The sequence below is a fragment of the Weissella confusa genome, assembly GCF_004766315.1.
Lineage (GTDB): Bacteria > Bacillota > Bacilli > Lactobacillales > Lactobacillaceae > Weissella > Weissella confusa_A.
This window is the reverse complement of sequence record NZ_PVSN01000026.1, coordinates 13,821-38,390: the sequence shown is the minus strand read 5'-3', so window position 1 is coordinate 38,390 and position 24,570 is coordinate 13,821. Positions and strand designations below refer to the sequence as shown.

The window sequence follows — 24,570 nt, the reverse complement described above, 5'->3', positions numbered from 1 at the left end:
CTATTAGAATTACCCCAAATCCTCTCCATTTGAGGCAATCACTTGTTGATACCACTTGAATGAATCCTTGCGGTAACGCTTACCTGATCCTTGACCCATGTCATCCAAATCAACGTAGATGAAGCCATAACGCTTCAACATTTCACCCGTTGAGGCTGACACGATATCAATTCCTGACCATGGCAAGTAACCAATCAATGGAATACCATCTAAGACAACAGCACGTTCCATTGATTCGATGTGACCTTGGAAGTATGCAATGCGGTAGTCGTCATGGACTTCGCCATTTTCTTCCAACTTGTCATAAGCACCAAAGCCGTTTTCAACGATGAACATTGGCTTTTTCCAACGATCCCACATCCAGTTCATGGCCCAACGGACACCAACTGGATCGATTTGCCAACCCCAATCTGACTTTTGCAAGAATGGGTTGTCGCCGTGGTTTGCTTCTTCATCGTATTCCAACCACTCGTCACCAGTATCTGAAACCGTCCATGACATGTAGTATGAGAATGCGACATAGTCGACTGTATTCTCTGCCAAAATCTTTTCATCTTCCGGCGTAATATCAATCTTGAAACCCTTGTGCGCCCAGAACTTCTTCAACCAGTTTGGATACTTACCGTTGGCGTGCACATCACCCCAGAAATAACGTGTTTGCATTGCACGCTCAGCCATCAAAATATCTTCTGGCTTTGATGACGCTGGATAAACTGGGTTCATGGCAATCATGTCCCCAACCAACAACTGGCAACCCTTTTCACGGGCGATTTCGTGGGCACGCTTCGTTACCAAAGCTGATGCCAACAATTCGTAGTGTGATGCTTGATACATCAACTCTTGCGCTTCATCTTCGCTGTAATCCTTCAACCCTGAGTTTTGCAACATCGGGTGTGGATCCATCCATGATGTTTGGTTGTTAATTTCGTTAAACGTCATCCAGTACTTAACACGGTCGCCGTAACGACGAATAACCGTGTCTGCAAACTTCACAAAGAAGTCGATTACTTGGCGGTTACGGAAACCACCGTACTCTGTTACCAAGTGAAGCGGCATTTCAAAGTGACTCAACGTCAAGACAGGTACGATATCATTTTCGATCATCGCATCAATCATCTTGTCGTAGTAACGCAATCCTTCTTCGCTAGGCAACACATCATCACCATTTGGGTAGATACGTGTCCAAGCAATTGAAGTACGGAATGCCTTAAGGCCAAGTTCCTTCATCAACTTAAAGTCTTCTGGGTAAGTGTGATAGAAATCAATCCCACGGTGGTTTGGATAGTTACCATCTGGCAATACTTCATCCGTCACCTCACGTGCCACACCGTGCTTACCAGCTAGCATGACGTCCGCGATTGAGACTCCTTTATCATCCACGTCCCAGGCACCTTCAAGTTGGTGAGCCGCAACAGCCGCTCCCCACAGGAACCCGTCAGGCATTTTATAGCCTTTGACCATTACTTACCCTCCAAAGCATCGACGCGCTTCATCAATTCAATCAACTCAACGGCCATGTCACGGAACGTAATTGCGTTCATCAAGTGGTCTTGTCCGTGAACCATGTACAAGTCAACTTCGGTGTGCTCCCCTTGTGCTTCCTTAGTCAACATGTCAGTTTGAACGTCGTGAGCAGCCTTCAATTCTTCGTTAGCTGCCTTCAAAGCTTCTTCAGCTTCGTCGTACTTGTGCTCCTTCGCAAATTGAATTGCTTGGTATGCTTGTCCCTTAGCGTTTCCACCGTGCATGATCAAGCCCATTACGACTTCCATACGTGCGTCATCCATAATTATTCCCCCATATGCTAATGACTGACTGGTCATTACGCTACCAGTCAGTCAAACCGTCATTTGTTACTGCTCAAATCGTGTTACATCATTGCTTCGGCTGCTGCCAAAACCTTGTCACCCTTCATCATGCCGTAGTCCATCATGTTGATAACATCCATTGGAATACCAGCTTCGTCAGTCTTCTTCTTAACATCGTTCTTCAAGTAACCGACTTGAGGTCCAAGCAACAATACGTCAGGCTTGTGATCTGATGCCAATTCTGCATCAATATCTGACGTTGACTTTGCAAAAATCTCGTAGTCCTTACCTTCAGCCTTAGCTGCATCTTGCATACGCTTAACCAACATTGAAGTTGACATTCCTGCCGCACATGCCAACATAATCGTCTTGTCTGCCATAATTATTTCCTCCAGAAATACCTTTAATAAAAATTTTTTAGAATTAAATTACAAGTCCACACCGTGTGAGGCGATTACTTGCTTATACCAATCAAATGAATCCTTGCGCAAACGTTCGCCTGAACCTTCGCCCATGTCATCCAAGTCAACATAAATGTAACCGTAACGCTTACTCATTTCACCAGTACCAGCTGACACAATGTCAATTGGTCCCCATGATAGGTAACCGATTACTGGGATACCATCCATCACAACTGCCTTTTCAACTTCAGCAACGTGCGCCTTCAAGTAATCGATACGGTATTGGTCATGAACCTTACCATCAACTACTTCGTCGTAAGCACCAAAGCCGTTTTCAACAATCATGATTGGCAAACCTGGGTACAAGTCGTTCAATTCGTTCAACGTGTAACGCAAACCTTGTGGGTCGATTGCCCAACCCCAATCTGAAACTTGTACTTCAGGATTTGGCACGATTTCATAACCATGTAGGTTATCGAATTCTGCATCATCATCTGACGTTGCCTTAATCACGAATGAGTTGTAATAAGAAATTGCCAAGTAATCAACCGTTCCGGCGCGAAGTGCTTCGCGATCTTCTTCAGTGATATCAGGGCGCATCCCTGTTCGCTTTGCAAAGGCTTCAAATTCTGCTGGATATTCACCACGAACGTGAACATCTGAGAACCAGTCACGTGCTTGACGGGCCTTTTGTACCGCCAACATGTCAGCTGGCTTTGATGAAGCTGGGTACAATGGCGCAACGTTCAACATGCCACCGATGACGAAATCAGGGTTGGTCGCATGTCCGATTTCAACGGCCTTAGCACTGGCTACCAATTCATAGTGACCAGCTTGGACCATCGCTGCCAACTTTTCTTCGGCTGGTGTACCCTCTGGGAACTTCAAACCTGAATTCGTCCAGATCATGAATTCGCCCATCGTTTCGTCAGTCAAGTTAGCTTGATTTGAAATTTCGTTGTGCGTCATCCAGTACTTCACCTTGTCCTTGTAACGAGTGAAAACTGTTTCAGCGTACTTTACGAAGAAATCAATCAAACGACGATCAGACCAACCACCATATTCAGTTACCAAATGGTATGGCATTTCAAAGTGGTTCAATGTGATAACTGGCTCAATTCCAAGACGATTCATTTCATCGAACATATCATCGCAGAATTGCAATCCTTCTTCATTTGGCGTTGCATCATCGCCATTTGGGAAGATACGCGTCCAAGCAATCGAAGTACGGAATGCCTTAAAGCCCATCTCGGCCATCAAAGCCAAGTCCGCCTTGTAAGTATCATAGAAGTAGATACCGTGATGGTTAGGATAATTCAATCCCTCGATCACACCATCTGTGATTTCACGTGGCTTCCCGTGAGCCCCGGCAGTCAAGATATCTGCAATTGAGACACCCTTACCACCAACGTTCCAAGCACCCTCGGCTTGGTGTGCTGCAATCGCACCACCCCACAAGAAATCATCATTCAACTTTAGTCCCATAATATCCCCCTATTCGGTTACGTAAAGTGAAAATCCAACGTCGCAAATAATTTAATGTAAGCGTTTACATTCACAATTTACTGCTTCGTTGTAACAACTATATTACAGATATATTTTGTAAAAGTTTCGAACAAAAAGACTAAAGTATGAATTCTGACGGTTATAGTCTGTGATTAAGTTGTAAGTTTTTTTATTAACAATCCCAAAATAGCAACAATGAAAGCGTTTACTGCCAAATACGGCACAGTCTCATCTGATACATTGCCCACCTTTTCATTTGTAAAACTTTTGCAACAAACAATGGTTTTTGGCGTAATTCTTTTTCTTTAATTTATAAGATTTGTATATGGTCAATGGTTTTGGTTTGTGGTGTTTTATTTGGTAGTAAGTGTCCGTCCTGACGGCCGGAGTGCTTGGCCCCTTCTAGGGCACGCTAACACGTGGCGGGGGTTCGGAGCTCCTGCGATATTAGCCGGTGACCAAGCAAGGACAGGAGCACCAGCAATCACTTAGCAGCAGTGGATTTCAAGGCGACAGGCGCAGAAACACGCTGAGGCTTAGTGAGAGCGGGACTCCGTTGCCACCAGCTTATATTGCAGGACGGAGAACCCCCGCCCCCATATCCACCATGCCTCGACGCAACGCGTCGACACAAACCCCAAACCCCCAGTGAACGACAAAAAAAGCACACAACCGAAAAATCGATTGTGTGCTTTTGGGCTTTATTCTAGTTAAAGTATGACAACACTTGCGTCAATGCGTTTTCAGCGAAGATCGTACGTCCGTGTTCTGCAAGCACTTCTGCTGCTACCGGCGTTACTTCACCATACTCACGTGCTACCGCGGTGATGTCTTGCAAACCAGTTTGTGATACTGAATCATCGAATGACAACTCAAGGTAGTAAGCCTTGTTGTACTCGATAATCTTTGAATCACCAACTTCTTCTTGCATCATCTTAGCGAATTGGATGATCGCTTCAAAGTCGTTGAACTTCAAGATAACTTGACGGCGACCTTGCTTGTCACGTGCCAACTCACGAGCTGCATTAACCATTTGGTTGGCAGCTTGTTCTTCAGCACGGGCACGGCTGTTAGCCTTTGGCTTACGATCGCTTGTACCGTCATTATCAAGTAGTTGCTCCAACAAACTATCTGAAACATCATCGTTGACGTCGCCCGCATCGCGATTTCCAAACATTGAGTTGATAACCCCATCCATCATGGCCTTATCACCAATGTTCTTTGAAATAAACAACTCCAAGCCATTTCGGTTTGGCAATACTTGGAAAGTGACAGCCTCATTGTTTTCAAAATCGTGCTCAACATCAACTTCTTCCAAGATATTGTAGAAGAAACGTTCAATTTCTTCCTGGTTGCCCAGCAAATCGATCACTGAGATACTGCGTTCTGCGAGATCGTCGTTAGTCACCACAACTCGAATTGTATCCTCATTAATGCGTTCCATTTCCATAATTGGGCACCCCTTCCCTTCCCGTTATTCGGGAACTTATCTTTGTTAACCATTATAACAAAGTTACTGATTAATAGTCGATATATTAGTGTTTTAACCACCAATTTGGGCTAAAAAAGAGGCCACACCCAGTAGCCTCATTTTATGTATGGGTTAGGATGTTACAAATCTACCATAAGCGTTGCACGCTTAAGCTCTTGTTGACGAACCTTGTGTGGCAAGAAGCGACGAATCTCATCTTCATTGTAACCAACCTGCATACGCTTTTCATCAATCATTAATGGGCGCTTCAATAGCGCAGGTTGCTGTTGAATCATTTCAATCAATTGACTCAATGACAAGTCATCTAGCTTCACATCTAATTCAGCAAACAGCTTTGATCGTGTTGAGATGATTTCTTCAGTCCCGTCTTCCGTCATGCGGAGGATGTTCTTAATCTCATCTCGGCTCAATGGCTCTTTGAAGACATTACGCTCAGTATAGGAAATGGCGTTTTCTTCGAGCCATGCACGCGCTTTGCGGCATGATGTGCAACTAGGTGATGTATATAACGTGACCATATGTGCCTCCTTCCGGCTTCTACGGTGCTACTGCTACCTATGGCTCCTATTATAACCGTCAATATGTGAAAATGTAACCCCCATTTTTACGAAAAATTGCGAATAAATTACAGAAACATGACAGTCAAACTGCCCTTTATCACCACAAATTATTAAAAAATAATTAAAGCCAAGTTTACTTGTTCGCTATTGTTTTAATGGGGTTCATGCACGAAATGAAACGGTTATCACATTCTTTTGTATATAATTCTTATCACGACAAGTTCAGCGTAAAACATGAATTTATCGTGATAAAAAACGCGGACATTGATAACAATGTCCGCGAAAAAATTTTTTAATTAATGTCTTTGCGACCTTGGTTTTCGGCCATCCCCCAACAACTTTTCCTTCAACTCAGTCTCCATTGCCTGCATTTGTTGCTCAGCATCGGCACGCTTAGCACGACCGTCACGTTGAATTTGCATCGTCTCTTGAATCGTTGCAATCAAGCTGTTTTGCGTTTCTTGAAGCGTTTCGATATCAACAACACCGCGCTCGTTTTCCTTCGCGGTTTCAACCGCACTTTGGTGAAGCATGTCGGCATTTGCACGCAAAAGTTCGTTGGTCGTATCAGCCACAGCACGCTGTGCAATAACAGCATTCTTTTGCTTCAACAACGTCAACGCAATTGCAACTTGATTCTTCCACAATGGAATAGCCGTTGAAACAGACGCTTGAATCTTTTCGGCCAACACTTGATTTGTTGATTGGATCAATCGAATTTGTGGCGCTTGTTGCAAGGCAATTTGACGCGTCAACTTCAAATCGTTAGTACGCTTTTCCAAACGTTGTTCAAACTGCACCAAATCTTGTACCTTTTGAACATCAAGTTGGTTGTTCGTTTGACGCGCCTTTTCTTGGGCAGCTGGCAATTCACGTTGGCGCACGTCGCTCAACTTCATCTCCGCCCCACCAATATAAACATTCAATTGGTTGAAGAAGTCGAGGTTTTCTTGGAACAACCCATCCAACATCTTGTTATCAGCCAACAAGGAATCCTTGTGACGATCCAAGCGGGCAGCCACGTTATCAACTTGCGCACCAATTCGTTGGTACTTCGCTGTCATTTCATAGACTGACTTTTGAACGCGGTTAAAGATACGGGCAAAGAACCCTTGCTTTTCCGGACGTAAATCGTCTGGGCTAGCTTGGTTCAATGTGTTCATCAACTCAGTTAGTGAGTCACCGATTGGGCCAACATCTTGATTTTGAACCTTATCCAATACACCTTGTGAGAAAGCTGAAAGGTTCTTTTGTGCATCTGCACCGTATGTTAACACTGAGTCGCTCGTTGAAACGTCCAACGTTTGTGCGAGTTGCAACGCCTTTGACTTCTCTTCAGAGGTCAACGTATCCGTTAACTCCGGTGTCGCCACCGTCTCTTGTGTCATTACTTCTTCTGTCATTTTTTATCCCCCATAGTTCGCTTCGCCACATCAATTTGATCGCGAAGTGAGTTTAAATCATCACGTGTGATTAAACGGTAGTCTTGTTGAATTTGATCAGCAAGTTGGCGCAATACTTCACGTGCCGCCTTCAAGTGCGCTTTGTCCGACTCGTCAATCATTTCATGGTTCGCAATTTCTTGATACGTGACCAGAATTTGTTCCATGTTTGGCAAATGCGTATAAACAAACTCATCTGCTTCCGTTAATTGGGTTGGATCATCAGCTAATTCTTTTAGAATACCGCGTGCAAACCGCATCACATCGGTTTCAACCGCAATTTTACGCAATCCCGTCGTCAACTGCAACAATTCTTCCACGTGATCAACACTGGCTAGCGTCCGATTGAATGTTGCTTTAAACACAGTGACATCACGCTTCGATAAGTTATCAGTATTAATGGTTAGTTTTTGCTTTGCTGTCGTAATCCGTTGCTTAGTTTGCTTCATCGGTGTAAATACGACTTGACGGGCGCCCAAAACAACGCCTGATAGCACAAGTTGCACTGGCCAACCAATTCCCGGAATGGCCCAGGCAACACCGATTAACATTAGTGGTAGTAGCCAACGGAACACAAAGGTCGGCTTTGTGACCATGCTTACCAAGAACGCGAAGACTAACACATTCGAAATACTGTCTAGATAGGCTGGTGTAAACCCAATTGCCAAGAACAGTATTAGAACCGTTATCCACTTACTTCGCCTTAACGTCTTTTTTGGAATTTTATCTAAATCCAGCATTTTTCTTATCCTCTCGAAAGCAACTATTCTTATTATACGTGCAATCGATAACTCTTGTCATGGTATAAAAAAAGCAGGTCATCGACCTACTTCGTTGCCTCAGGATGCTCTTCAGCAAACACCAGTTCTTCACGCTCCTCGCGATGCGCCAAATCTGCCAGATAACGGCGTGACCAGCGGTAGACAACTAGCACTAAAATCAAAATCGCAATGGCTGCTGCTTGAATCAAAATGCCAATCGTATCGTCGTGATAAACCAATAGATTTCGAAGCAATGCCGTAATCCCAATATACATAAAGTTCTGCAAAGAAATGCGATCTTGGATAAAGTACTCACGTGTTAGCACCACAAACTCGAAGAACAAGAACGTTTCCAAAATGCGTTCCGCCACCCCGAAGAAATCCGTTGCCAAATCCACATGTATCAGCATTGTGACCAATTCCCAGAGTTCTTTCACAAAGAACCCAATCATCACAATTCCCAACACCAACATCGCTAAATCGAGAATGATGGCGTAACCTTTTTCAATTATTTTACGATTCATATCCCGCCCTCACGCTTCTTTTCTCCATCATATCAAACCAAATGACCCGAAACAAACTTCGAGCCACCAGTAAATTCAATCTCATGTTCAAAAAAAGGATGACTTCCCGTGTGTGAGAAATCATCCTTTCCTGTATGCCGCCGACAGGAATCGAACCTGCACGAGATTGCTCTCACACCGACCTGAACGGTGCGCGTCTGCCAGTTCCGCCACGGCGGCATATCAATAACAGTATTAACTATATCAAATTATCCTGTTATTGAATAGATTATTTACATATTCTGCTTTGAGAACGCTGCGAAGCTGTATTGCTTACGCATCAAACCATATAAGCTGTTTGAACTCTCATATTGACGGAGTGGGAAGTCATTCTTGGCATGCCATAGCTCCCAATCAGACTTCATGTTCCACGTTGATAGCATCACAAGTTGATGTTGGTTATCGTTACGTTGCAACAAGAATGAGCTAATGAAACCATGCTCATCCATCCCCTCTTCATAGGCATTATAACGACGAATGAAGTTATCACGCTCTGCATCATTCAATGTGATGAACGTAAAATTCATCCAGCCACGAATATCACTCGTTTCCCCACGACTAGCAAGGATTTCATACGTTGTTGGCATTGCAAAAATTGACTTCTTATCCGTTGTCTTTTCAAGCAACTGGTAGCGAGACTTATCTTCGTCATCAACCATCATCAACAACTTGTGATCCAAGTGTTCATTACGCACATTTTGCAACACTGCCTTTGAACCAAAGGCGACATGTAAGTATTCAGTCATTATGTTTTCCTCCACATTATTCCCCAATTAGATTAAAAACATTATAACCAATTTATATCAAAAATGCCCGTCAAAACTATCCGCTTTACTTATATTCTGGTCCGTTTTGATTAGCATCGTATGCTGCAATATCAACCCCAGTGGCATCCTTTACAGCAACACTCTCAACCAAACGACCTTGTTCGTTGGAATCAAGTGCCAAGCCACCAAAATTGTTCTTCTTACGAAGTTGCATGTTTTCAGCTAGCAAAGACTTTGACGTACTCTTGATGTACCAAGTCCCCAAGCTCGTTTCCAAAGGCATATCAAACCAGCGTTGGTATGGGACATCCTTGTTAACAATGTTAATCGTAAAGCTTGTTTCCATCGTAACATCTAGCGGATCATTGTATGGGCTTATCCCATCTTCCACCGCAAACAAAATCACTTGGGTCTCAGGATCAAAGTTATTCATTACACGGTTCGTTGCGTAATCATAAAGTTCAATATACATCTTCATCACCTCATCTTTTGTTTTAACCTTAGAATAATTTCGGCTTTATTGGTCAAAAAAAGGACCGACAAATTTGTCGGTCCCTCTTCTATTAGTTGTTGCCTTCAGCTTCTTGACGGGCGATGTAACCGCGTGACGTCGTTTGAGCAAAAGGTCCTGATTGCATTTGCATACGCATACGCAAGTTTTGTTGAACGTTTTGGTTGATCGTTTGTGCTACCAATGGTGTAACATCGGCAGGCACTTCTGAGTCAACCTTCGTACGAATTTGGCGAATCAATTGGTAAAAGTCCTTACCCTTACGCATAACCAACTCGTTGTCAGCCTTATCAAACGCAAAGTGCGCGTCATCAGTGTCCTTGTTGTAAACAAAGTCCATGATTTGTGACGTTACAGCTTCGTTCTCGTAGTTGTCTTCTTCACCTTGCCAAAGGTTAGCGATTTCCGTCAAGTAAGCCTCAACTTCTGCTGGGTCGATGTAAACTTCCTTCAAGTTAACCATGAATGCCATGTGCCAAATCCTCTTTCCGTGCTTATTTATATTCGCATACTTACTAATTACAAGTATTAGTTTATCGAAAAACAAGCTAATATGCACTGATTAAGGGAGCTTCCATAACACCTTTTATGTTGCATTTTCGAAACACACGGTGTAACGATTAATGCAACGCCATCGAGATTAATGATAACGACGCAATCGCGTTATTCAACATGTGCGTCATCATTGAATATTGAATCTGTTTCGTCTTCTTATAAACAACCGCCAACGCAATTCCCATCAATGAATACTGAATAAGCGCGAAGATTTGGAAATCTTGGAAGACGTGGAAATAACCGAACAGCACCCCTGAAATGACCACATTTAGCCACCAAGGTCCATCCTTAAAGAAGTAGTTCAGCACAATACCACGGAAGATCAACTCTTCCACTAATGGTGCCACAACCACCGCCAACAAAATAACAAAGACTAGATTTGTCCCGCCTGTGCTGGCCATTTTTTCGAGCGCCTGTTGATTCGTCGCCGTCTGAACCCCGCCGGCAAAAATATATTGCAACAGGACGGTGACAATACCGGCACCGATAATCATCAAGTAGCCACGCCAAATCCAGTTTGCCTTATGTCCATTGAACTTGTGCAGACCAAGCTTTGGTGAGCGTTGCCGAACGCCATAACCGACCACCAGGACGGCAATTGTGGTAAACATTGCTAAGAACAGCACCATCGTGATGATTGGTTCAGCACTATTTGCTGACACATGTAGCAAGCTCGCCATACTGCGTGCACTGTACATGCCAGCAACCTGAATCGCAAAATCCAGTAGTACACCGATGATAATCCAAATCAGCCCGGTGATAATGTCACCAATCCAATTATGTTCCTTAGTCATGATTAGCCTCTTCCTCCTTCTTTTCCGCCTTTAATCGCAACGTTACCGTCAACCATGATATCACAACTGTCATCAAGACGAATAGGAGCAAGAATACTGGGATTGACACCCAGAGTGGCCACGCCATTATTTTCGCGACTGCTGCCAGTCCGACAAAAAGTAGCACCGTTATTATACTCGTGCCAATCTGCAACGCTAATCCCATTATTTACCTATCCTTACAGTACGTATTTTTCAAGAATTTCCGCAATCGCACCCTCGTTGTTCGTCTTTGACGTCACAACGTCAGCGGCTTCCTTGATTGCTGGAATACCATTCGCCACACTGACACCTAATCCAACAGCAGTCAGCATCTTTAAATCATTATTATTATCACCAGCTGCAATAATTTCATCACGTGCAATGCCTAGCTTCTCACCCAACAACAATGATGCTGATCCCTTATCAACACCCTTCTTGTTAAATTCAACATAACGTGAAGATGAGAATGTGGCTTCAACTTGGTCGGCCCCAACAGCAGCAATCACCGCATCACGAATTTGCTCACGGACAGCTTCATCAGGGTGCTCAAAAATCACCTTCATCACCGGCTGTTCGTTAGCCAAGAATGACAAGTCATCCGTTGCCATCAATTCATACGGCACACCACGCTCGGCCATGTATTGCTTATCAGTTGGTGAGATGTTGTAAATGAACAGTGTGTCTACCGTATATACGTGCACATCAACCGTCTCGTTCACCAAGCCAGCCTTAAAAATCTTTTCCGCAAGCGCAAGATCCATGCCACGCGTCAACAAGACTTGATTGTCTTTGTTTTCAACAATTGCTGCCCCATTGTAAGAGATAACATATTGTCCGGCTTGGTCGTAAAGTCCTAACGTCTTAAGCAATTCTTGGACTGACTTAAATGAACGACCAGTGTTGGGCACAAACTTAAATCCCGCCGCCACAGCTTGCTTAATCGCTGCCAAATTGGCTTCGTGAACGGTACCATCATCATTCAACAACGTCTCATCTAAGTCTGAAACTAGCATTTTATATACCATTTGTATTATCCCCCGTGTGTTTACCTTTATTGTAACAAATAAAGGCAACTGCTTATTACCAATTCATGAATAATTATTTGATTTTTACTTTGTTTTTCAAATGCTTTTGCTTGCTGTCACATTTCTGAAACAGTTATAAACAAGGTAACAAAAGGAATATAGGAGAGTATTCAGATGCGTAATTTTATTAATGAGTTCCGCGACTTTATTATGCGTGGAAACGTCATGGACCTAGCTGTCGCCTTCATCATGGGTTCTGCTTTCCAAACTGTTGTTAAATCAGTTGTTGACGATTTGATTATGCCACTAGTTGGTATCGTCACAGGTTCAATCTCATTTTCTGCTATTGTTTGGCATGTGGGATCTGCCGACATCAAGATTGGTGCTTTCATCTCAACGTTGATCACATTCTTGTTGACTAGTTTTGCGGTCTTCTTGATTTTGAAGGCAATCCGTAAGGCACAAGCTTTGACTTCTAAGGAAGTTGAAGAAGAGGAAGAAGCAACAATCGAAACGGAGCTTGGCGTTTTGCAAGAAATCCGTGATGCTTTGGCTGCTAAGAAGGACTAAAGCCGAACGATATTTTCGACATAAAATAGACATATTTTATTCACTTTCCGAAGAATGCCTAAGCGGTGGGGTTTATCCCCACTTGGCATTCTTTTTTTATTTGTCAAGACGTTGAATTAAATTCATATTTTGGCTAAGATAGTTATCAGTTATTCAACGCAGCTTATGCTGTAGTTGACGATTCTTGAAACAAAATTCTGAAGGAAGAAGGACTACCATGGTGATTATCACGGCAGGTATGATTGGTGTTGGTAAGACGACATTGACTGATTTGATTGCAAAGCATTTGGGGACGCAAGCATTCTTCGAGCCAGTTGGCGAAAACCCGGTTTTGCCCCTATACTACGCTGATCCCAAGCAATACGGTTTCCTATTGCAAATTTACTTCTTGAACAAGCGATTTGCGATGATTAAGAAGGCCTTGACCGACGACAACAATGTCCTTGATCGTTCAATTTATGAAGATGCCCTCTTCACTCAAGAGAACCACCGCGAAGGTAACATTTCAGACGCCGAACTTGATGTTTACATGACGTTGTTGAACAACATGATGGCGGAAATTCAAACGATGCAAAAGGGACGTCCTGACTTGATGGTCTTCGCCGATGCTGACTTTGACACGATCTTGTACCGTATCAAGAAGCGTGGTCGTGACTACGAACAATTCGAAGACAACGACGAATTGCGTAGCTACTACTTCAAGATGTGGAGCGCTTACCAAAAGTGGTACGAAGAATATGATGCTTCACCAAAGATTAAGATCGACTTGCAACAATTTGACCTTGAGGATGAAGCCAACCGTCAAGCAGTCCTAGAGACGATTGACGCCCGTTTGGCCGAACTTGATGCAACTGTTAAGTAACGATTGAAAAAGCCGTTAGCACTGTGCTAACGGCTTTTTTGGTGCACAAAAAAACACAGACGATTAAACATCATCTGTGTTTTTGAAATTATGCGTTATATGAACCAACAAAGGCAGGCATAAAGCCAGTCGTCACGTTTTCAACGCGGACATTGTAACCTGGTGCTGGTGCGGCAACATATTGACCATTACCGATATAAATAGCCACGTGCCATGAAGAACCATGATCACCCCAGAACAACAAATCTCCTGGTTGTGCAGTGGTGATAACATCAGCTGGTGTCTTAACATCAGTTGTTGAAACGTATGCTTCCTCTGATACCGTGTATGATGGCAAGCTTAGTCCCGCATCATTGAATACCCAAGCCGCCAAGCCTGAGCAATCGAAACCAGCTGGTGTCTTTCTACCCCATACGTATGGAATGTCTTGACCAGCATACTTCAACGCAGCGTTAACAATCGCCGTACGTTGTGATGCCGTCAAACCACCTTGAACAGTGCCGGTGCATTGACATAGTCAGAAGCTGGTGCCTCTGATGCAACCGACGCTGCTTCTGATGGTGCAACCGCTGTCTCTGAAGTCGCAACCGATGTGGCTGGTACTTCAGCCGGTGCTTCTGAGGCCATAACTGGCGTTTCACTGACAACGGATGATTCAGCTGGTGCGACTGGTGCTTCTGAAACGACAGATGCCTCTGACGCAACCGGTGCTTCCGAGGCCACTTCTGACGTTTGTGACACAACTGATGACTCAGCTACCACTGGCGCTTCTGACGGTGCCACACTAGCAACAGCTGGCGCTTCTGAGGCGGCTACTGATGCAGACGTGGCCGTCGCTGCTCCTGCAGCTGGAATGTAGACAATTTGCCCAATTTGCAACATTGTCACGTCAACGCCAGAATTCAAGGCTTGAATAGCTGCCACTGAAACCCCATATTGGGCTGCCAATTGGCCAAGCGTGTCGCCATCCTTAATTATGTACGTGATTGTATCAGCAGGCTTCTCTGTCGTTGCCTCAGCTTCTGATACGACTGCTTGCTCAGCCGGTGTCACCGCAGCACTTGTCGCAGCTGAAGACGCTGCTGGCGTGTAAACTGCCGTCGCGGAAGATGGTACTTCAGTCTCCGAGTTAGCTAGCAGCTCGACATCCCCCACGTTGTCAGTTGCTGGCGCCACTGGCGCAACGTTGGCAACGGCACGCAAAGAAATCTTTGGTGCGGCAGCCAATACCTTATCGCGAACAACATCTGACTTGGTTGTCACTTGCTTATCATCATTGTCCACCACTGCTGATGATTCATGCGTCGTCGCAACGTGCTCTGAATCAGTTGCGATGTTCGCTAATTGATCAACCGCTGCTTGTACCATTGGCACTTGCGTTGTTGCAACAACGCCCAGAGCGCCGGCAACACCAGCAACGATTGCTTTAGTTGATACTTGTCCCATACGAACTACTCCTCTCAGGATTTATATACTCTCGTCTACAGAAAAAGTGTTAAGAAAGTTTTAAATAATATCTCGACTACTCTATAATACCCTATTTTTTCGCTGAAATTTGGGGAACTTATGTTCGGATACAAAAATTCACACTTTAGCATGTCAAATACAAAATCTATGTTTTAGTAAAAATTAAGATAATCGTCGTGATCCAAAATATGTCACAGGCAAACCCGCACGAATACAAACAAAAATGACGATTGAAACATCACCTGTGTCACAGGTAGATTGTCTTAATCGTCATTTGCGTTATTTCATTTGTATTGCAACGCACATATACTTTGCAATTATTTATTTACAAACTTATCAAGTTTACGTTGCATATCGCCTAATCCAAGGGGAACATACGTGCGACTTTGACTGCTCGTTGCCACCCTGTATAAGCCTTAGCCATTTCAACTTGGCGTTCTGCAAGCGGTTCTTTCATCTCAGTTGCCGCTTGTTCGGGCAGTGCATCCATCGACTCCCAGTAACCAACACCCAAACCTGCAAGATATGCAGCTCCAAGAGCCGTCGTTTCAAGTTGCTTTGGACGACGAACCGGTACGTTAATTAAATCTGCTTGGAATTGTTGCAAGTAGTTATTCGCCGCTGCACCACCGTCAATAACCAAACTACCAACTGTCAAATCAGTATCAGTCTGCATGGCATCCAACACATCACGTGTTTGGTAGGCCAATGACTCCAACGTTGCACGAACAACGTCACCCTTTGTCGTGGCACGCGTCAAGCCAAACATCGCACCACGGACGTTTTGGTCCCAATAAGGCGCACCTAGGCCACTGAATGCTGGCACTAGATAAATTGGTTCAGGATGTTGTTTGCGGGCTACCTCGGCCAAATCAGCGGTCTCCTTGGCGCTCTTGATAAGCTCCAAACCATCACGAAGCCATTGAATAGCTGCACCAGCAATAAAGACTGATCCTTCCAAGGCGTACGTCACCTTGCCATCCAAGCCATACCCAATCGTCGTTAACAAACCATTCTTTGAAGTCGCGATATCATCCCCGGTATTCATCACGATAAATGAACCGGTTCCAAAAGTGTTCTTAACATCCCCAGCTTCAAACGCCTTATGACCGAACAAAGCCGCTTGTTGGTCACCAGCAATTCCAGCGATTGGCACTTGAATACCAAAGAACGCATAGTCAGCTGTGTAACCGAACACACCAGATGAATCCTTAACGTCAGGCAACATACTGGCTGGAATATTGAACTTGTCCAACAACTCTTGATCCCATGACAACGTGTGAATGTTAAATAGCATTGTACGTGAGGCGTTTGAGTAATCCGTCGCGTGGACCGCACCATTCGTCAACTTATACAATAGCCAGCTATCAATCGTACCAAACAACAATTCGCCACGTTCAGCACGCTCACGAGCACCTGGTACATTATCAAGCAACCACATAATCTTCGTTGCAGAGAAGTACGCATCAATCCAAAGACCAGTCTTCTCGTAGACCCAGTCCGTCAAACCGTCCGCCTTAAGTTGCTCAGCAATCGCGTCACTTTGCTTTGATTGCCAAACAACAGCTGGTGCAATTGGCTCACCGGTCAACCGATCCCAAATCACCGTTGTTTCACGTTGATTAGTTACACCAATTCCTGCGACCTTATAAGGTGGCACGTTAGCCTTAATGACAACTTCGGCCATCACTTGACGGGCATCATCCCAGATAGTCATTGCATCATGTTCAACCCAACCTGGTTGCTTAAAGATTTGTGGCAACTCTTTTTGTGCCGTTGCAATGGCCGTACCGGTTTCGTCAAACAAAATAGCACGCGTACTTGTGGTCCCTTGATCAAGGGCCATGATAAATTGATCAGCCATAAAAGCTCCTAATAATTCGTTTATTGTTTACGCATCCCCGTTGCGTAAAAAAGAGAGATGGTTTTTAAAACCACCTCTCTTATTGTACGCAATTACTTTTCAGAACGCAAAGTACCGCCGTCCATGAAACGGTCAGCGCGCATTTCGTTAACAATCACCTTGATTGCCTCACGTGGTGCCCCAGTGTTCTTTTCAACAGCTGCAGTGATGTCAGCCATCATTCCCTTCAATTGTTCGTCTGAACGACCTTCAACCAATTCTACGTGTACAAATGGCATTATTATGTCCTCTTTCTTTTCTACTTATTCATTAGCTTATCAGCCTCAGCATCTAAATTCAATGCCTCGGTAATTTGCGCTTGTGCCGCTAGTCGCTCACGGCGAATTTGGCTCTGCAAATTTTCATTCCAGAAGTTGTTTGAAACGTTAACGGTATTAACAATATTGATAAACGCATCTGGATCAACCGACTTCGTCAAACGCTCCATCTCAGTCAATTCATAACGTGACAAAACCATCATCAATGTTGTGTTTGGTTCACGTGTGTAAGCACCAACTGACGGCAAAATCGTAATACCACGAATCAAATCTTCTTGAAGTGCTTTGACCACTTCATCAGAACGCTTCGTGACAATGAATGCTGTCAACTTTTGGTGACGCGTGTGAATTGAATCAACCGCAACCGACGTCGCATAGATACCAATAATCGTGTACATCGCGTTTTGCCAACCAATAAATGAACCAGCAATGACAACAACAAACCCATTAATAAACAGGTTGATGAACCCAATTGACTTTCCAGTCGTCTTTTGGACAATCATCGCCACAATATCCATACCACCGGTTGAGAATCCCAACTTAAATGTGATACCGATCGCCACCCCTAGTAGCAGCCCCCCAAACAAACCAGCCAAAATTGGCTCATGTGCAACCAGCGTTTGCTTTGGCAACATAATTTGCATGAACGACGCAAAGAAGTTATTCAAAAATGATAGAATCGTAAATTCTCGCCCAGCGTAAATCCAACCAGCAATTGCTAGCGGGATGTTAACGGCCATGATAATGGCTCCAACTTCAACGTTGATACCAAACACTGCTTTGAAGAACAAACTAAGCAGCTGCGCAACTCCGTTAAATCCGCCGGAGAAGATATTATTTGGGATAAAGAAATTATTCATCGCGACAGCAACCAAAACTGATGCTGCTACAAAGACAATTGCCTTTAGTCCATACTCACGTACACGTGCAATGTTCACAAGTGCCGCCTCCTTACGTCGTTTTTTAATCGTCCCTATATTATCACACAGTTTTCACGGTTAGACCACACCAGATGTCAGGTTTGACAACATATTGAAACACTTCAAATTATCAAAAAACGGAACCTTGCATCAGCAAGATTCCGTCATTACTTTTAGTCGTTCATCGCTGCGACATAACGCAAGCTCTTTTCTTCATCAAAGTCCTTTTCTGACTTTGAAATAACGATTGATGCAGCTGAGTTACCAACAACGTTAACCACCGTACGACCCATGTCGACCAAACGATCAATACCAGCAATAAAGGCCAAACCTTGTACTGGCACACCAATGGTTGAAACAGTTGCCAACAACACCACGAATGATGCTCCTGGCACACCAGCCATTCCCTTTGAGGTAATCATCAACACGACCAACAACGTCAATTGGTGTTGAATAGACAAGTGAATACCATATGCTTGGGCCATAAACAATGCACCCAACGCTTGGTAGATGGCTGACCCATCCAAGTTAAACGTATAGCCAGTTGGCACAACGAATGAGACAACACCTTGGCTAACACCAAACTTCTCCATCTTTGACACGATACGTGGCAAAGTCGCTTCTGATGATGCAGTCGTGAAGGCCAAAATGATTTCTTCCTTCAACACCTTGATCAACGTCCAAATGTTGACGCCAAAGAAGTGCAAGACACCACCCAAAACAGCCAAGATGAAGAAAATCATTGTGACGTAGGCGATGAAGATAAAGAAACCAAGTGAGCCCAATGAGCTAACACCCATTTGGGCAACTGTCGCCCCAATCAAGGCACCCACACCAATTGGTGCAACTTGCATGACCCAGTTCGTCACCTTAAACATAACCTCGGCAACAGCGTCCAAGAAATCAATAATAATTTGACCCTTAGGACCGATAGCCGCTGTACCCAAACCAAAGAATACAGCGAAGAAGATAACTTGCAACATCTTGTCTTCAGCCAATGAGCCGAAGAAGTTCGTTGGAATAATATCCATCAACGTCGCCCAAATACCGTGTTCACCAGCTTCCTTAGCGGAACTCAAGTATGAACTGATGTTTGATGCTTGCAAGTTGTGGATATCAACATGGGCACCTGGTTGGAAAATATTTCCAGCCAACAAACCAATGACAATTGCCAACGTTGACAACACTTCGAAGTAGATAATTGTCTTACCACCGATACGACCTAGCTTGTGCATATCACCCATCTTGGCAATACCAACTGTCAAACTAGACAACACAATTGGCAACACAATCATTTGAATCAATCCAATAAACATTGATCCGATATTTTGCATGGCCGTAATCGCCGTCTTATTTTGGTAGAAAATAACTCCCAAGATAATTCCGACAACCAACCCTAACAAAATGCGCCAGCCAAGCCCAATGATTCGCTTTTGCTTCTTTGTTTTTTGCTCGCTCATTATATGAAAACCCAATCCTTATAGAAAATATCACTCGTTATAGTTTACCCTATTTCACGCCTTTTTCATAACAAATTATGAAATTAACCCTAATAAAATTATATTTTTGTCATTAAACGTTTTACTAATTAAATATCCGTAAGTGCAACAAAAAAAGCTGATTCCAAACGGAATCAGCTTTCTTATCGCTTAATGACGTAATGTCATTAGGCACGGCGTGCTTCGCGGATACGAGCAGCCTTACCGTGCAATGCACGCAAGTAGTACAACTTAGCGCGACGTACACGACCGTGACGAGTCACTTCGATCTTGTCAACACGTGGTGAGTGCAATGGGAACGTACGCTCCACACCAACACCGTTAGAAATCTTACGAACAGTGTACGTAGCTTGGATGCCAGTACCCTTACGCTTGATAACAACACCTTCGAACATTTGCACACGCTCACGTGAACCTTCAACGATTCGAGCGTGGACACGAACTGAATCACCGGCACGGAACTCAGGAATGTCCGTACGCAATTGATCAGCAACCAACTTTTCTAGCAAAGCGTTTTGACGCATAATCAAATCTCCTAGTCGACAATCATTTCACCACCTGGCCAGCGGATTATCGGGTTTATTTTTTGGTGAATAAAACACCAGAAATAATAATATCATCTCTGGTGTCCTTTAACAAGTCTTAATCCTACTTATTCGATTCTTCGTCCTTTACTTCGTTGAGCAATTGGCGCTCTTCCTTCGTAAAGTCGTAGTTTTCAAGCAAATCTGGGCGACGAAGGTACGTGCGGCGCAAGGCCTCCTTCTTCTTCCACTTTGCAATATTAGCGTGGTGACCTGACATCAACGCATCAGGTACTTTCATACCACGGAAATCAGCCGGACGCGTGTATTGTGGATACTCAAGCAAACCAGTTGAGAATGAATCATCAACGGCTGACATTTGATCGCCCAAGGCTTCATCCAGCAAACGAACTGTGGCATCGATAACCACCATCGCACCAAGTTCACCACCAGTCAACACAAAGTCACCAAGTGAAATTTCATCAGTCACCAAATCACGAATACGTTCATCGTACCCTTCGTAGTGACCAGCGATAAATGTTAAATGGTCTTCCTTAGCAAGTTCTTCAGCCATCTCTTGATTGAATGTCTTACCAGCTGGGTCCATCAAAATAACACGGCCACGTGAACCAGCTTCTGATTCAATGGCATCCATCGCGTCGAAAATCGGCTGTGGCATCAACAACATACCTTGGCCACCACCATAAATTTCGTCATCAACCTTGTTGTGTTTGTTGTCAGTATAGTCACGGAAGTCCGTCACCTTAAAATCCACCAAGCCGCGCTCAATCGTCTTACCGATAATTGATTCACGCATTGGCGTAAACATATTTGGGAATAAACTCAAAACATCAATGCGCATGATTAAATTTCCTCAAGCATGTTGACCTTGGCAACACCTGCATCAAGATCAATTTCAGTCACAACGTTTTCAATGTATGGCAAGAAAATATCATCTTGACCCTTGGCCTTCACAACCCAAACATCGTTAGCTGGTAGTTCCATGATTTCAGCTACCTTACCAAGTGTCTTACCGGTTGCGTTATCCACGACATCCAAACCAACGATTTCGTGGTAGTAATATTCATCATCTGCCAAATCTTGTAGCGCTTCTTCAGGCACCATCAAGTCGTGCGTCTTGTATTGCTCGACCAAGTTAATGTTTTGCAAATCCTTGAATGACAACAAGACAAATTGCTTGTGGTTACGAACCGTTGCAATCTCAACTTCAACTGGTGTCTTGCCATCAATGATTAGCTTGCTGCCCTTTTGGAAACGTTCTTCAGGAAAGTCAGTCGTTGCAATCACACGGACCTCACCACGGATACCGTGTGTATTAACGATTGTTCCTACTTTGTACAAAGCCATAATATCAGTCTTCCTCTTACTGTTAGTTTCATCTTTACTCATTACAGTAAAGTTTTCGGTTAATTTGCTAACTTCTAGTATACCTTAATTTTTGTCCCAACTAAACAAGAATTATCCCGCCATCTTTGCTAAACTAGAGGCATACAAACGGGGGATAATTATTTATGAGTATTAACGTCTATATGGTTCGTCACGGCCAAACTTATCTAAACAAGTATCGTCGTATGCAAGGCTGGACCAACGCACCGCTAACGGAAAAAGGGATTGCGGATGGTCAGGCAGCTGGGGAGCGTCTGCGTCACGTTCACTTTGACGGTGTCTACTCTTCAGACCTAGCCCGTGCCGCACAAACGGCGCGTTATGTGATGGATGCTAATCTTACTGGCGACCGCCAAGATTTGGTTGAATTACCTGATTTCCGTGAACAATTCTTCGGTTCTTTCGACGGCCTATCTGGTGTTGAAGCTGGTCATGAATTAGCCAACGTACTTGGTTTGCCTGCGGATACAACGTACGGCGATTTGATTCAAAGCATGGATAGCAACGAACTAATGAACGCTTTCCGTGAGGCTGACCCAGCTGGTGATGCTGAAGATGCTAATATGTTTTGGACACGTATTAACAATGGTCTTGATACGCTTCTCCAAACTCACAAAGATGGCGACAACGTTTTGCTAGTAGTTCATGGTATTTTGTTGATCAACCTAACCAACCGTTTCGCCGGTCCTGAATACAAGGGTGTCGAACCTGAAAATGGTTCCGTCACCACTTGGCAACTTGACGAAGACGGACTTCGCATTGATACGTTTAATGACACGACAACTGAATGGTAAACAAAAGCCCCGATGGCAAAAAATTGCATCGGGGCTTTTACTATATGTCATCTTCGTGATGGTGCTTATCTTGTTGGTTTTGATCATGCTTGTATGCTTCATAGGCCCTGTAACCCATATAGGCTGCCGCAATAATCGCAATCGCTAAAATAATCCTGAAAATAAAGAATCCCATCGTTAGTTACCTGTTGCATCAACCATGGCATCGTTCGTTTGAACCGTGACCCATCCGTGCTTCAAGCGGGCTTGTGCCTCCATGTACGCAATCGTTTGGTCGTTGATTGACGCGTTAATCTTGTTATTCGCTTCGGCTTCAGCGTTCGCAGCTGTAATCTTAGCATCCGCTTCTGCCTTAGCTTGCGTTTCCTTCGTCTTGGCTTCCAGTTCAGCCTTCTTGTTGTCTTGACCAGCCTTGATAATGTCATCAATTGACTTTTGCGTTTGCTCATCGATTGATGGCGTTCCGAATGACAAGTCTTCAATCACAAAGCCATAAGGTTCCGCTGACTTTTGGAAGCCCTTCAAGATACCTGCTTGTGCCTTAGTTGAATCCGTTCCGACGACTTCCAACAACGTGAATTGTGCCATTGACTCACGAGCTGCCTTTTGCAACTTTTGTGCCAACCAGCCAGTTTCAATTGTGTGAATGTTAGCTGACCCAAACTTCTTATAGATCGAAACTGCCTTAGATGGATCTACGTGGTATGAATAGCTAATCTTCACATCCGTCTTCTTTCCATCAGAAGTGGCAACCGCAACCTTTTGCTTGATAGATTGTGTCTTAATTGGATATTGTGTCACATAATCCAACCCAGCAAAGCGAATCCCTTGTGACAACGCCTTATCACGCACACCCCCTGAAATGGCGTAACGAATACCGACGTTACCATTATCAACACGTTCAAAAAACTTGAACCCACCAACAACAGCTAGCAATACCACCACAACTGCCCATGCAATAACCTTAATCTGCTTACCCATATATCCCCAGATATTATCTTAAAAAAGATATTTTTTTAGTTCCAATAAACAGTCTACGGAAATAGCAGACGCTGAACAGAGGTTGCCAAACATTTTTAAGATATGAAAAAAGAGCTGACCCAAATGGATCAGCTCTTTTAAGAAGTTCAAAACTGAACTCTCAAATTACTTTGAGAACTTAGCTTCGTGGAACTTCTTCATGATGCCTGCGTTAGACAACAAGTTCTTAACAGTATCTGATGGTTGAGCACCGTTGTTCAACCATGACAATACCAATTCTTCGTTCAACTTAACTTCGGCAGGCTCAACCAATGGGTTGTACGTACCAACAGTTTCGATGAATCGACCATCACGTGGTGAACGTGAGTCAGCAACTACCACACGGTAGAATGGGCGCTTCTTTGAACCCATGCGCTTCAAACGAATCTTAACAGCCATGTTTATTTTCCTCCAGTTGTTTTTCTACAAGAATTATAATAACAGTTTCTCGAGTGCCTGTAAAGTGTTTTTCCTTTACACGTTGAAATTTCTTCAAAAATCAACGTTTTAGCGGGCTCGAGGCGCTACTTCACTTGCAATAAGTTAATATTTTAGCGCACTCTGTGAAAAATTTAAATAGAAAACAACCACTTTCGGCTATTCAACGATAATATTATCAGTTAAATCACGATACGCCTGTGTCGCATGTAACGACGCATAGGCTTGATTCAAGTCGACATTCACCGTACGACCATCCATAAAGGTTACTGTTCGTTTCGTACCATCAACAAACTTTAAGACAATGAGTTTATTGCCGTCACTATCAAGCAGCCATGTTTCACCATTCCCCTGCGGTGATGCATATAGCTTGGTATCATCGGCCACGGTTGCGCCCGCAGATAGCATCATTAGCGCAATACGTTGTTCCATCGTCAAATGCTGGACGTTTGGATCAACTTTAACAGCCGTATCTGCCAACTTTAGCGGTTGCGCTGAACCAACCTTAATCGGCAAGGTCTTTTTTTCGTCATGGGCGACAGTTACTCGTTGTGCCTCTGCGCGACGTTCTTTGATTTCAATCCCGCCAATCGTCAGTCCAACGCCTACTATCCCCAAAAGTAGCCCCATACTAAACCACTTACTCGCTTCTTTCAATTGCATCTTTTGTTTCATACGCACG

30 protein-coding genes and 1 tRNA gene are annotated in these 24,570 nt (G+C 43.9%); 3 read left to right on the top strand and 28 right to left on the bottom strand.

What is annotated here, in order from left to right; genetic code table 11:
- Positions 1-9: 9 nt before the first annotated feature.
- The 16 genes from C6P11_RS04260 to C6P11_RS04185 form a co-directional block, all read right to left on the bottom strand.
- Positions 10-1,461, bottom strand: coding sequence for a 6-phospho-beta-glucosidase (locus tag C6P11_RS04260; RefSeq protein ID WP_135518839.1), 1,452 nt, complete (start codon positions 1,459-1,461; stop codon positions 10-12).
- On the bottom strand, positions 1,461-1,787 hold the full coding sequence (locus tag C6P11_RS04255) for a PTS lactose/cellobiose transporter subunit IIA (RefSeq protein WP_003610161.1): 327 nt from the start codon (positions 1,785-1,787) through the stop codon (positions 1,461-1,463). Before C6P11_RS04255 ends, C6P11_RS04260 begins: the two co-directional genes overlap by 1 nt.
- 83 nt (positions 1,788-1,870) lie before the next feature.
- Positions 1,871-2,188, bottom strand: a complete 318-nt coding sequence (locus C6P11_RS04250; RefSeq protein ID WP_003610163.1) for a PTS sugar transporter subunit IIB — start codon at positions 2,186-2,188, stop codon at positions 1,871-1,873.
- Positions 2,189-2,236: 48 nt separating this feature from the next.
- Positions 2,237-3,694, bottom strand: a complete 1,458-nt coding sequence (locus C6P11_RS04245) for a 6-phospho-beta-glucosidase (RefSeq protein WP_135518837.1) — start codon at positions 3,692-3,694, stop codon at positions 2,237-2,239.
- A gap of 727 nt (positions 3,695-4,421) precedes the next feature.
- Positions 4,422-5,165 carry an adaptor protein MecA gene (locus C6P11_RS04240; protein ID WP_135518835.1) on the bottom strand — a complete coding sequence of 248 codons (744 nt, stop codon included), beginning with the start codon at positions 5,163-5,165 and terminating at the stop codon, positions 4,422-4,424.
- Between the two features lie 161 nt (positions 5,166-5,326).
- Positions 5,327-5,725, bottom strand: a complete 399-nt coding sequence (spxA, locus tag C6P11_RS04235; protein ID WP_135518833.1) for a transcriptional regulator SpxA — start codon at positions 5,723-5,725, stop codon at positions 5,327-5,329.
- A 338-nt stretch (positions 5,726-6,063) separates the two neighbouring features.
- Complete coding sequence (locus tag C6P11_RS04230; protein ID WP_135518831.1) at positions 6,064-7,170, bottom strand: toxic anion resistance protein; 1,107 nt, start codon at positions 7,168-7,170, stop codon at positions 6,064-6,066.
- Positions 7,167-7,949 (bottom strand): 5-bromo-4-chloroindolyl phosphate hydrolysis family protein, encoded by a 783-nt coding sequence (locus tag C6P11_RS04225; protein ID WP_135518829.1) that lies wholly within the window; start codon positions 7,947-7,949, stop codon positions 7,167-7,169. Before C6P11_RS04225 ends, C6P11_RS04230 begins: the two co-directional genes overlap by 4 nt.
- An 86-nt stretch (positions 7,950-8,035) precedes the next feature.
- Entirely contained in the window at positions 8,036-8,494 is a 459-nt protein-coding gene (locus tag C6P11_RS04220; protein WP_135518827.1) for a phosphate-starvation-inducible PsiE family protein, read from the bottom strand.
- A 135-nt stretch (positions 8,495-8,629) separates the two neighbouring features.
- Positions 8,630-8,713, bottom strand: a tRNA-Leu gene (locus C6P11_RS04215).
- 53 nt (positions 8,714-8,766) lie between these two features.
- Positions 8,767-9,279: an antibiotic biosynthesis monooxygenase gene (locus C6P11_RS04210; protein WP_135518825.1), complete on the bottom strand. Its 513-nt coding sequence runs from the start codon at positions 9,277-9,279 to the stop codon at positions 8,767-8,769.
- Between the two features lie 85 nt (positions 9,280-9,364).
- Positions 9,365-9,772, bottom strand: a complete 408-nt coding sequence (locus tag C6P11_RS04205) for an iron-sulfur cluster biosynthesis family protein (protein ID WP_135518823.1) — start codon at positions 9,770-9,772, stop codon at positions 9,365-9,367.
- Positions 9,773-9,863: 91 nt separating this feature from the next.
- Positions 9,864-10,283, bottom strand: a complete 420-nt coding sequence (locus tag C6P11_RS04200; protein WP_135518821.1) for a hypothetical protein — start codon at positions 10,281-10,283, stop codon at positions 9,864-9,866.
- A 148-nt stretch (positions 10,284-10,431) separates the two neighbouring features.
- The gene (locus C6P11_RS04195) at positions 10,432-11,160 is read right to left on the bottom strand and encodes a CPBP family intramembrane glutamic endopeptidase (protein WP_135518819.1); all 729 of its coding nucleotides are present in this window, start codon (positions 11,158-11,160) and stop codon (positions 10,432-10,434) included.
- On the bottom strand, positions 11,153-11,365 hold the full coding sequence (locus C6P11_RS04190) for a hypothetical protein (RefSeq protein WP_135518817.1): 213 nt from the start codon (positions 11,363-11,365) through the stop codon (positions 11,153-11,155). Before C6P11_RS04190 ends, C6P11_RS04195 begins: the two co-directional genes overlap by 8 nt.
- Positions 11,366-11,378: 13 nt before the next feature.
- Positions 11,379-12,206 (bottom strand): Cof-type HAD-IIB family hydrolase, encoded by an 828-nt coding sequence (locus tag C6P11_RS04185; RefSeq protein WP_135518815.1) that lies wholly within the window; start codon positions 12,204-12,206, stop codon positions 11,379-11,381.
- Positions 12,207-12,380: 174 nt separating this feature from the next.
- Between C6P11_RS04185 and mscL the strand changes: the two genes are divergently transcribed.
- Together mscL and C6P11_RS04175 are read left to right on the top strand one after the other, a co-directional pair.
- Positions 12,381-12,776, top strand: coding sequence for a large conductance mechanosensitive channel protein MscL (gene mscL / locus C6P11_RS04180; protein ID WP_135518813.1), 396 nt, complete (start codon positions 12,381-12,383; stop codon positions 12,774-12,776).
- Positions 12,777-12,993: 217 nt separating this feature from the next.
- Positions 12,994-13,638: a deoxynucleoside kinase gene (locus tag C6P11_RS04175; RefSeq protein ID WP_003609045.1), complete on the top strand. Its 645-nt coding sequence runs from the start codon at positions 12,994-12,996 to the stop codon at positions 13,636-13,638.
- A gap of 88 nt (positions 13,639-13,726) precedes the next feature.
- Here C6P11_RS04175 and C6P11_RS04170 read toward each other — a convergent pair whose 3' ends face one another.
- From C6P11_RS04170 to rimM, 9 genes are all read right to left on the bottom strand, one after another.
- Positions 13,727-14,122, bottom strand: coding sequence for a C40 family peptidase (locus C6P11_RS04170; protein ID WP_135518811.1), 396 nt, complete (start codon positions 14,120-14,122; stop codon positions 13,727-13,729).
- Positions 14,119-15,084: a LysM peptidoglycan-binding domain-containing protein gene (locus C6P11_RS04165; protein WP_135518809.1), complete on the bottom strand. Its 966-nt coding sequence runs from the start codon at positions 15,082-15,084 to the stop codon at positions 14,119-14,121. Before C6P11_RS04165 ends, C6P11_RS04170 begins: the two co-directional genes overlap by 4 nt.
- 379 nt (positions 15,085-15,463) lie before the next feature.
- Positions 15,464-16,969, bottom strand: coding sequence for a glycerol kinase GlpK (gene glpK / locus C6P11_RS04160; RefSeq protein WP_135518807.1), 1,506 nt, complete (start codon positions 16,967-16,969; stop codon positions 15,464-15,466).
- 92 nt (positions 16,970-17,061) lie between these two features.
- On the bottom strand, positions 17,062-17,247 hold the full coding sequence (locus tag C6P11_RS04155) for a 2-hydroxymuconate tautomerase (protein WP_003609051.1): 186 nt from the start codon (positions 17,245-17,247) through the stop codon (positions 17,062-17,064).
- 20 nt (positions 17,248-17,267) lie between these two features.
- Entirely contained in the window at positions 17,268-18,224 is a 957-nt protein-coding gene (locus tag C6P11_RS04150; RefSeq protein ID WP_135518805.1) for a YitT family protein, read from the bottom strand.
- Positions 18,225-18,379: 155 nt separating this feature from the next.
- Positions 18,380-19,666: a dicarboxylate/amino acid:cation symporter gene (locus C6P11_RS04145; RefSeq protein WP_135518803.1), complete on the bottom strand. Its 1,287-nt coding sequence runs from the start codon at positions 19,664-19,666 to the stop codon at positions 18,380-18,382.
- A gap of 206 nt (positions 19,667-19,872) precedes the next feature.
- Positions 19,873-20,229 carry a 50S ribosomal protein L19 gene (rplS, locus tag C6P11_RS04140; protein ID WP_003609058.1) on the bottom strand — a complete coding sequence of 119 codons (357 nt, stop codon included), beginning with the start codon at positions 20,227-20,229 and terminating at the stop codon, positions 19,873-19,875.
- 124 nt (positions 20,230-20,353) lie between these two features.
- Entirely contained in the window at positions 20,354-21,091 is a 738-nt protein-coding gene (gene trmD, locus C6P11_RS04135) for a tRNA (guanosine(37)-N1)-methyltransferase TrmD (protein ID WP_135518802.1), read from the bottom strand.
- 2 nt (positions 21,092-21,093) lie between these two features.
- A complete protein-coding gene (rimM, locus tag C6P11_RS04130) occupies positions 21,094-21,597 on the bottom strand; it encodes a ribosome maturation factor RimM (protein WP_003609063.1) in 504 nt (167 codons plus the stop codon).
- A 164-nt stretch (positions 21,598-21,761) separates the two neighbouring features.
- Here rimM and C6P11_RS04125 point away from each other — a divergent pair, with 164 nt between their 5' ends.
- The gene (locus C6P11_RS04125; protein ID WP_135518800.1) at positions 21,762-22,430 is read left to right on the top strand and encodes a histidine phosphatase family protein; all 669 of its coding nucleotides are present in this window, start codon (positions 21,762-21,764) and stop codon (positions 22,428-22,430) included.
- Positions 22,431-22,607: 177 nt separating this feature from the next.
- On the opposite strand, the gene C6P11_RS04120 is transcribed toward C6P11_RS04125, so the two are convergent.
- From C6P11_RS04120 to C6P11_RS04110, 3 genes are all read right to left on the bottom strand, one after another.
- Entirely contained in the window at positions 22,608-23,411 is an 804-nt protein-coding gene (locus C6P11_RS04120; RefSeq protein WP_135518798.1) for an SPFH domain-containing protein, read from the bottom strand.
- A 165-nt stretch (positions 23,412-23,576) separates the two neighbouring features.
- Positions 23,577-23,849 carry a 30S ribosomal protein S16 gene (gene rpsP, locus C6P11_RS04115; protein ID WP_003609072.1) on the bottom strand — a complete coding sequence of 91 codons (273 nt, stop codon included), beginning with the start codon at positions 23,847-23,849 and terminating at the stop codon, positions 23,577-23,579.
- 198 nt (positions 23,850-24,047) lie between these two features.
- On the bottom strand, positions 24,048-24,563 hold the full coding sequence (locus tag C6P11_RS04110; RefSeq protein WP_135518796.1) for a hypothetical protein: 516 nt from the start codon (positions 24,561-24,563) through the stop codon (positions 24,048-24,050).
- Positions 24,564-24,570 lie beyond the last annotated feature (7 nt).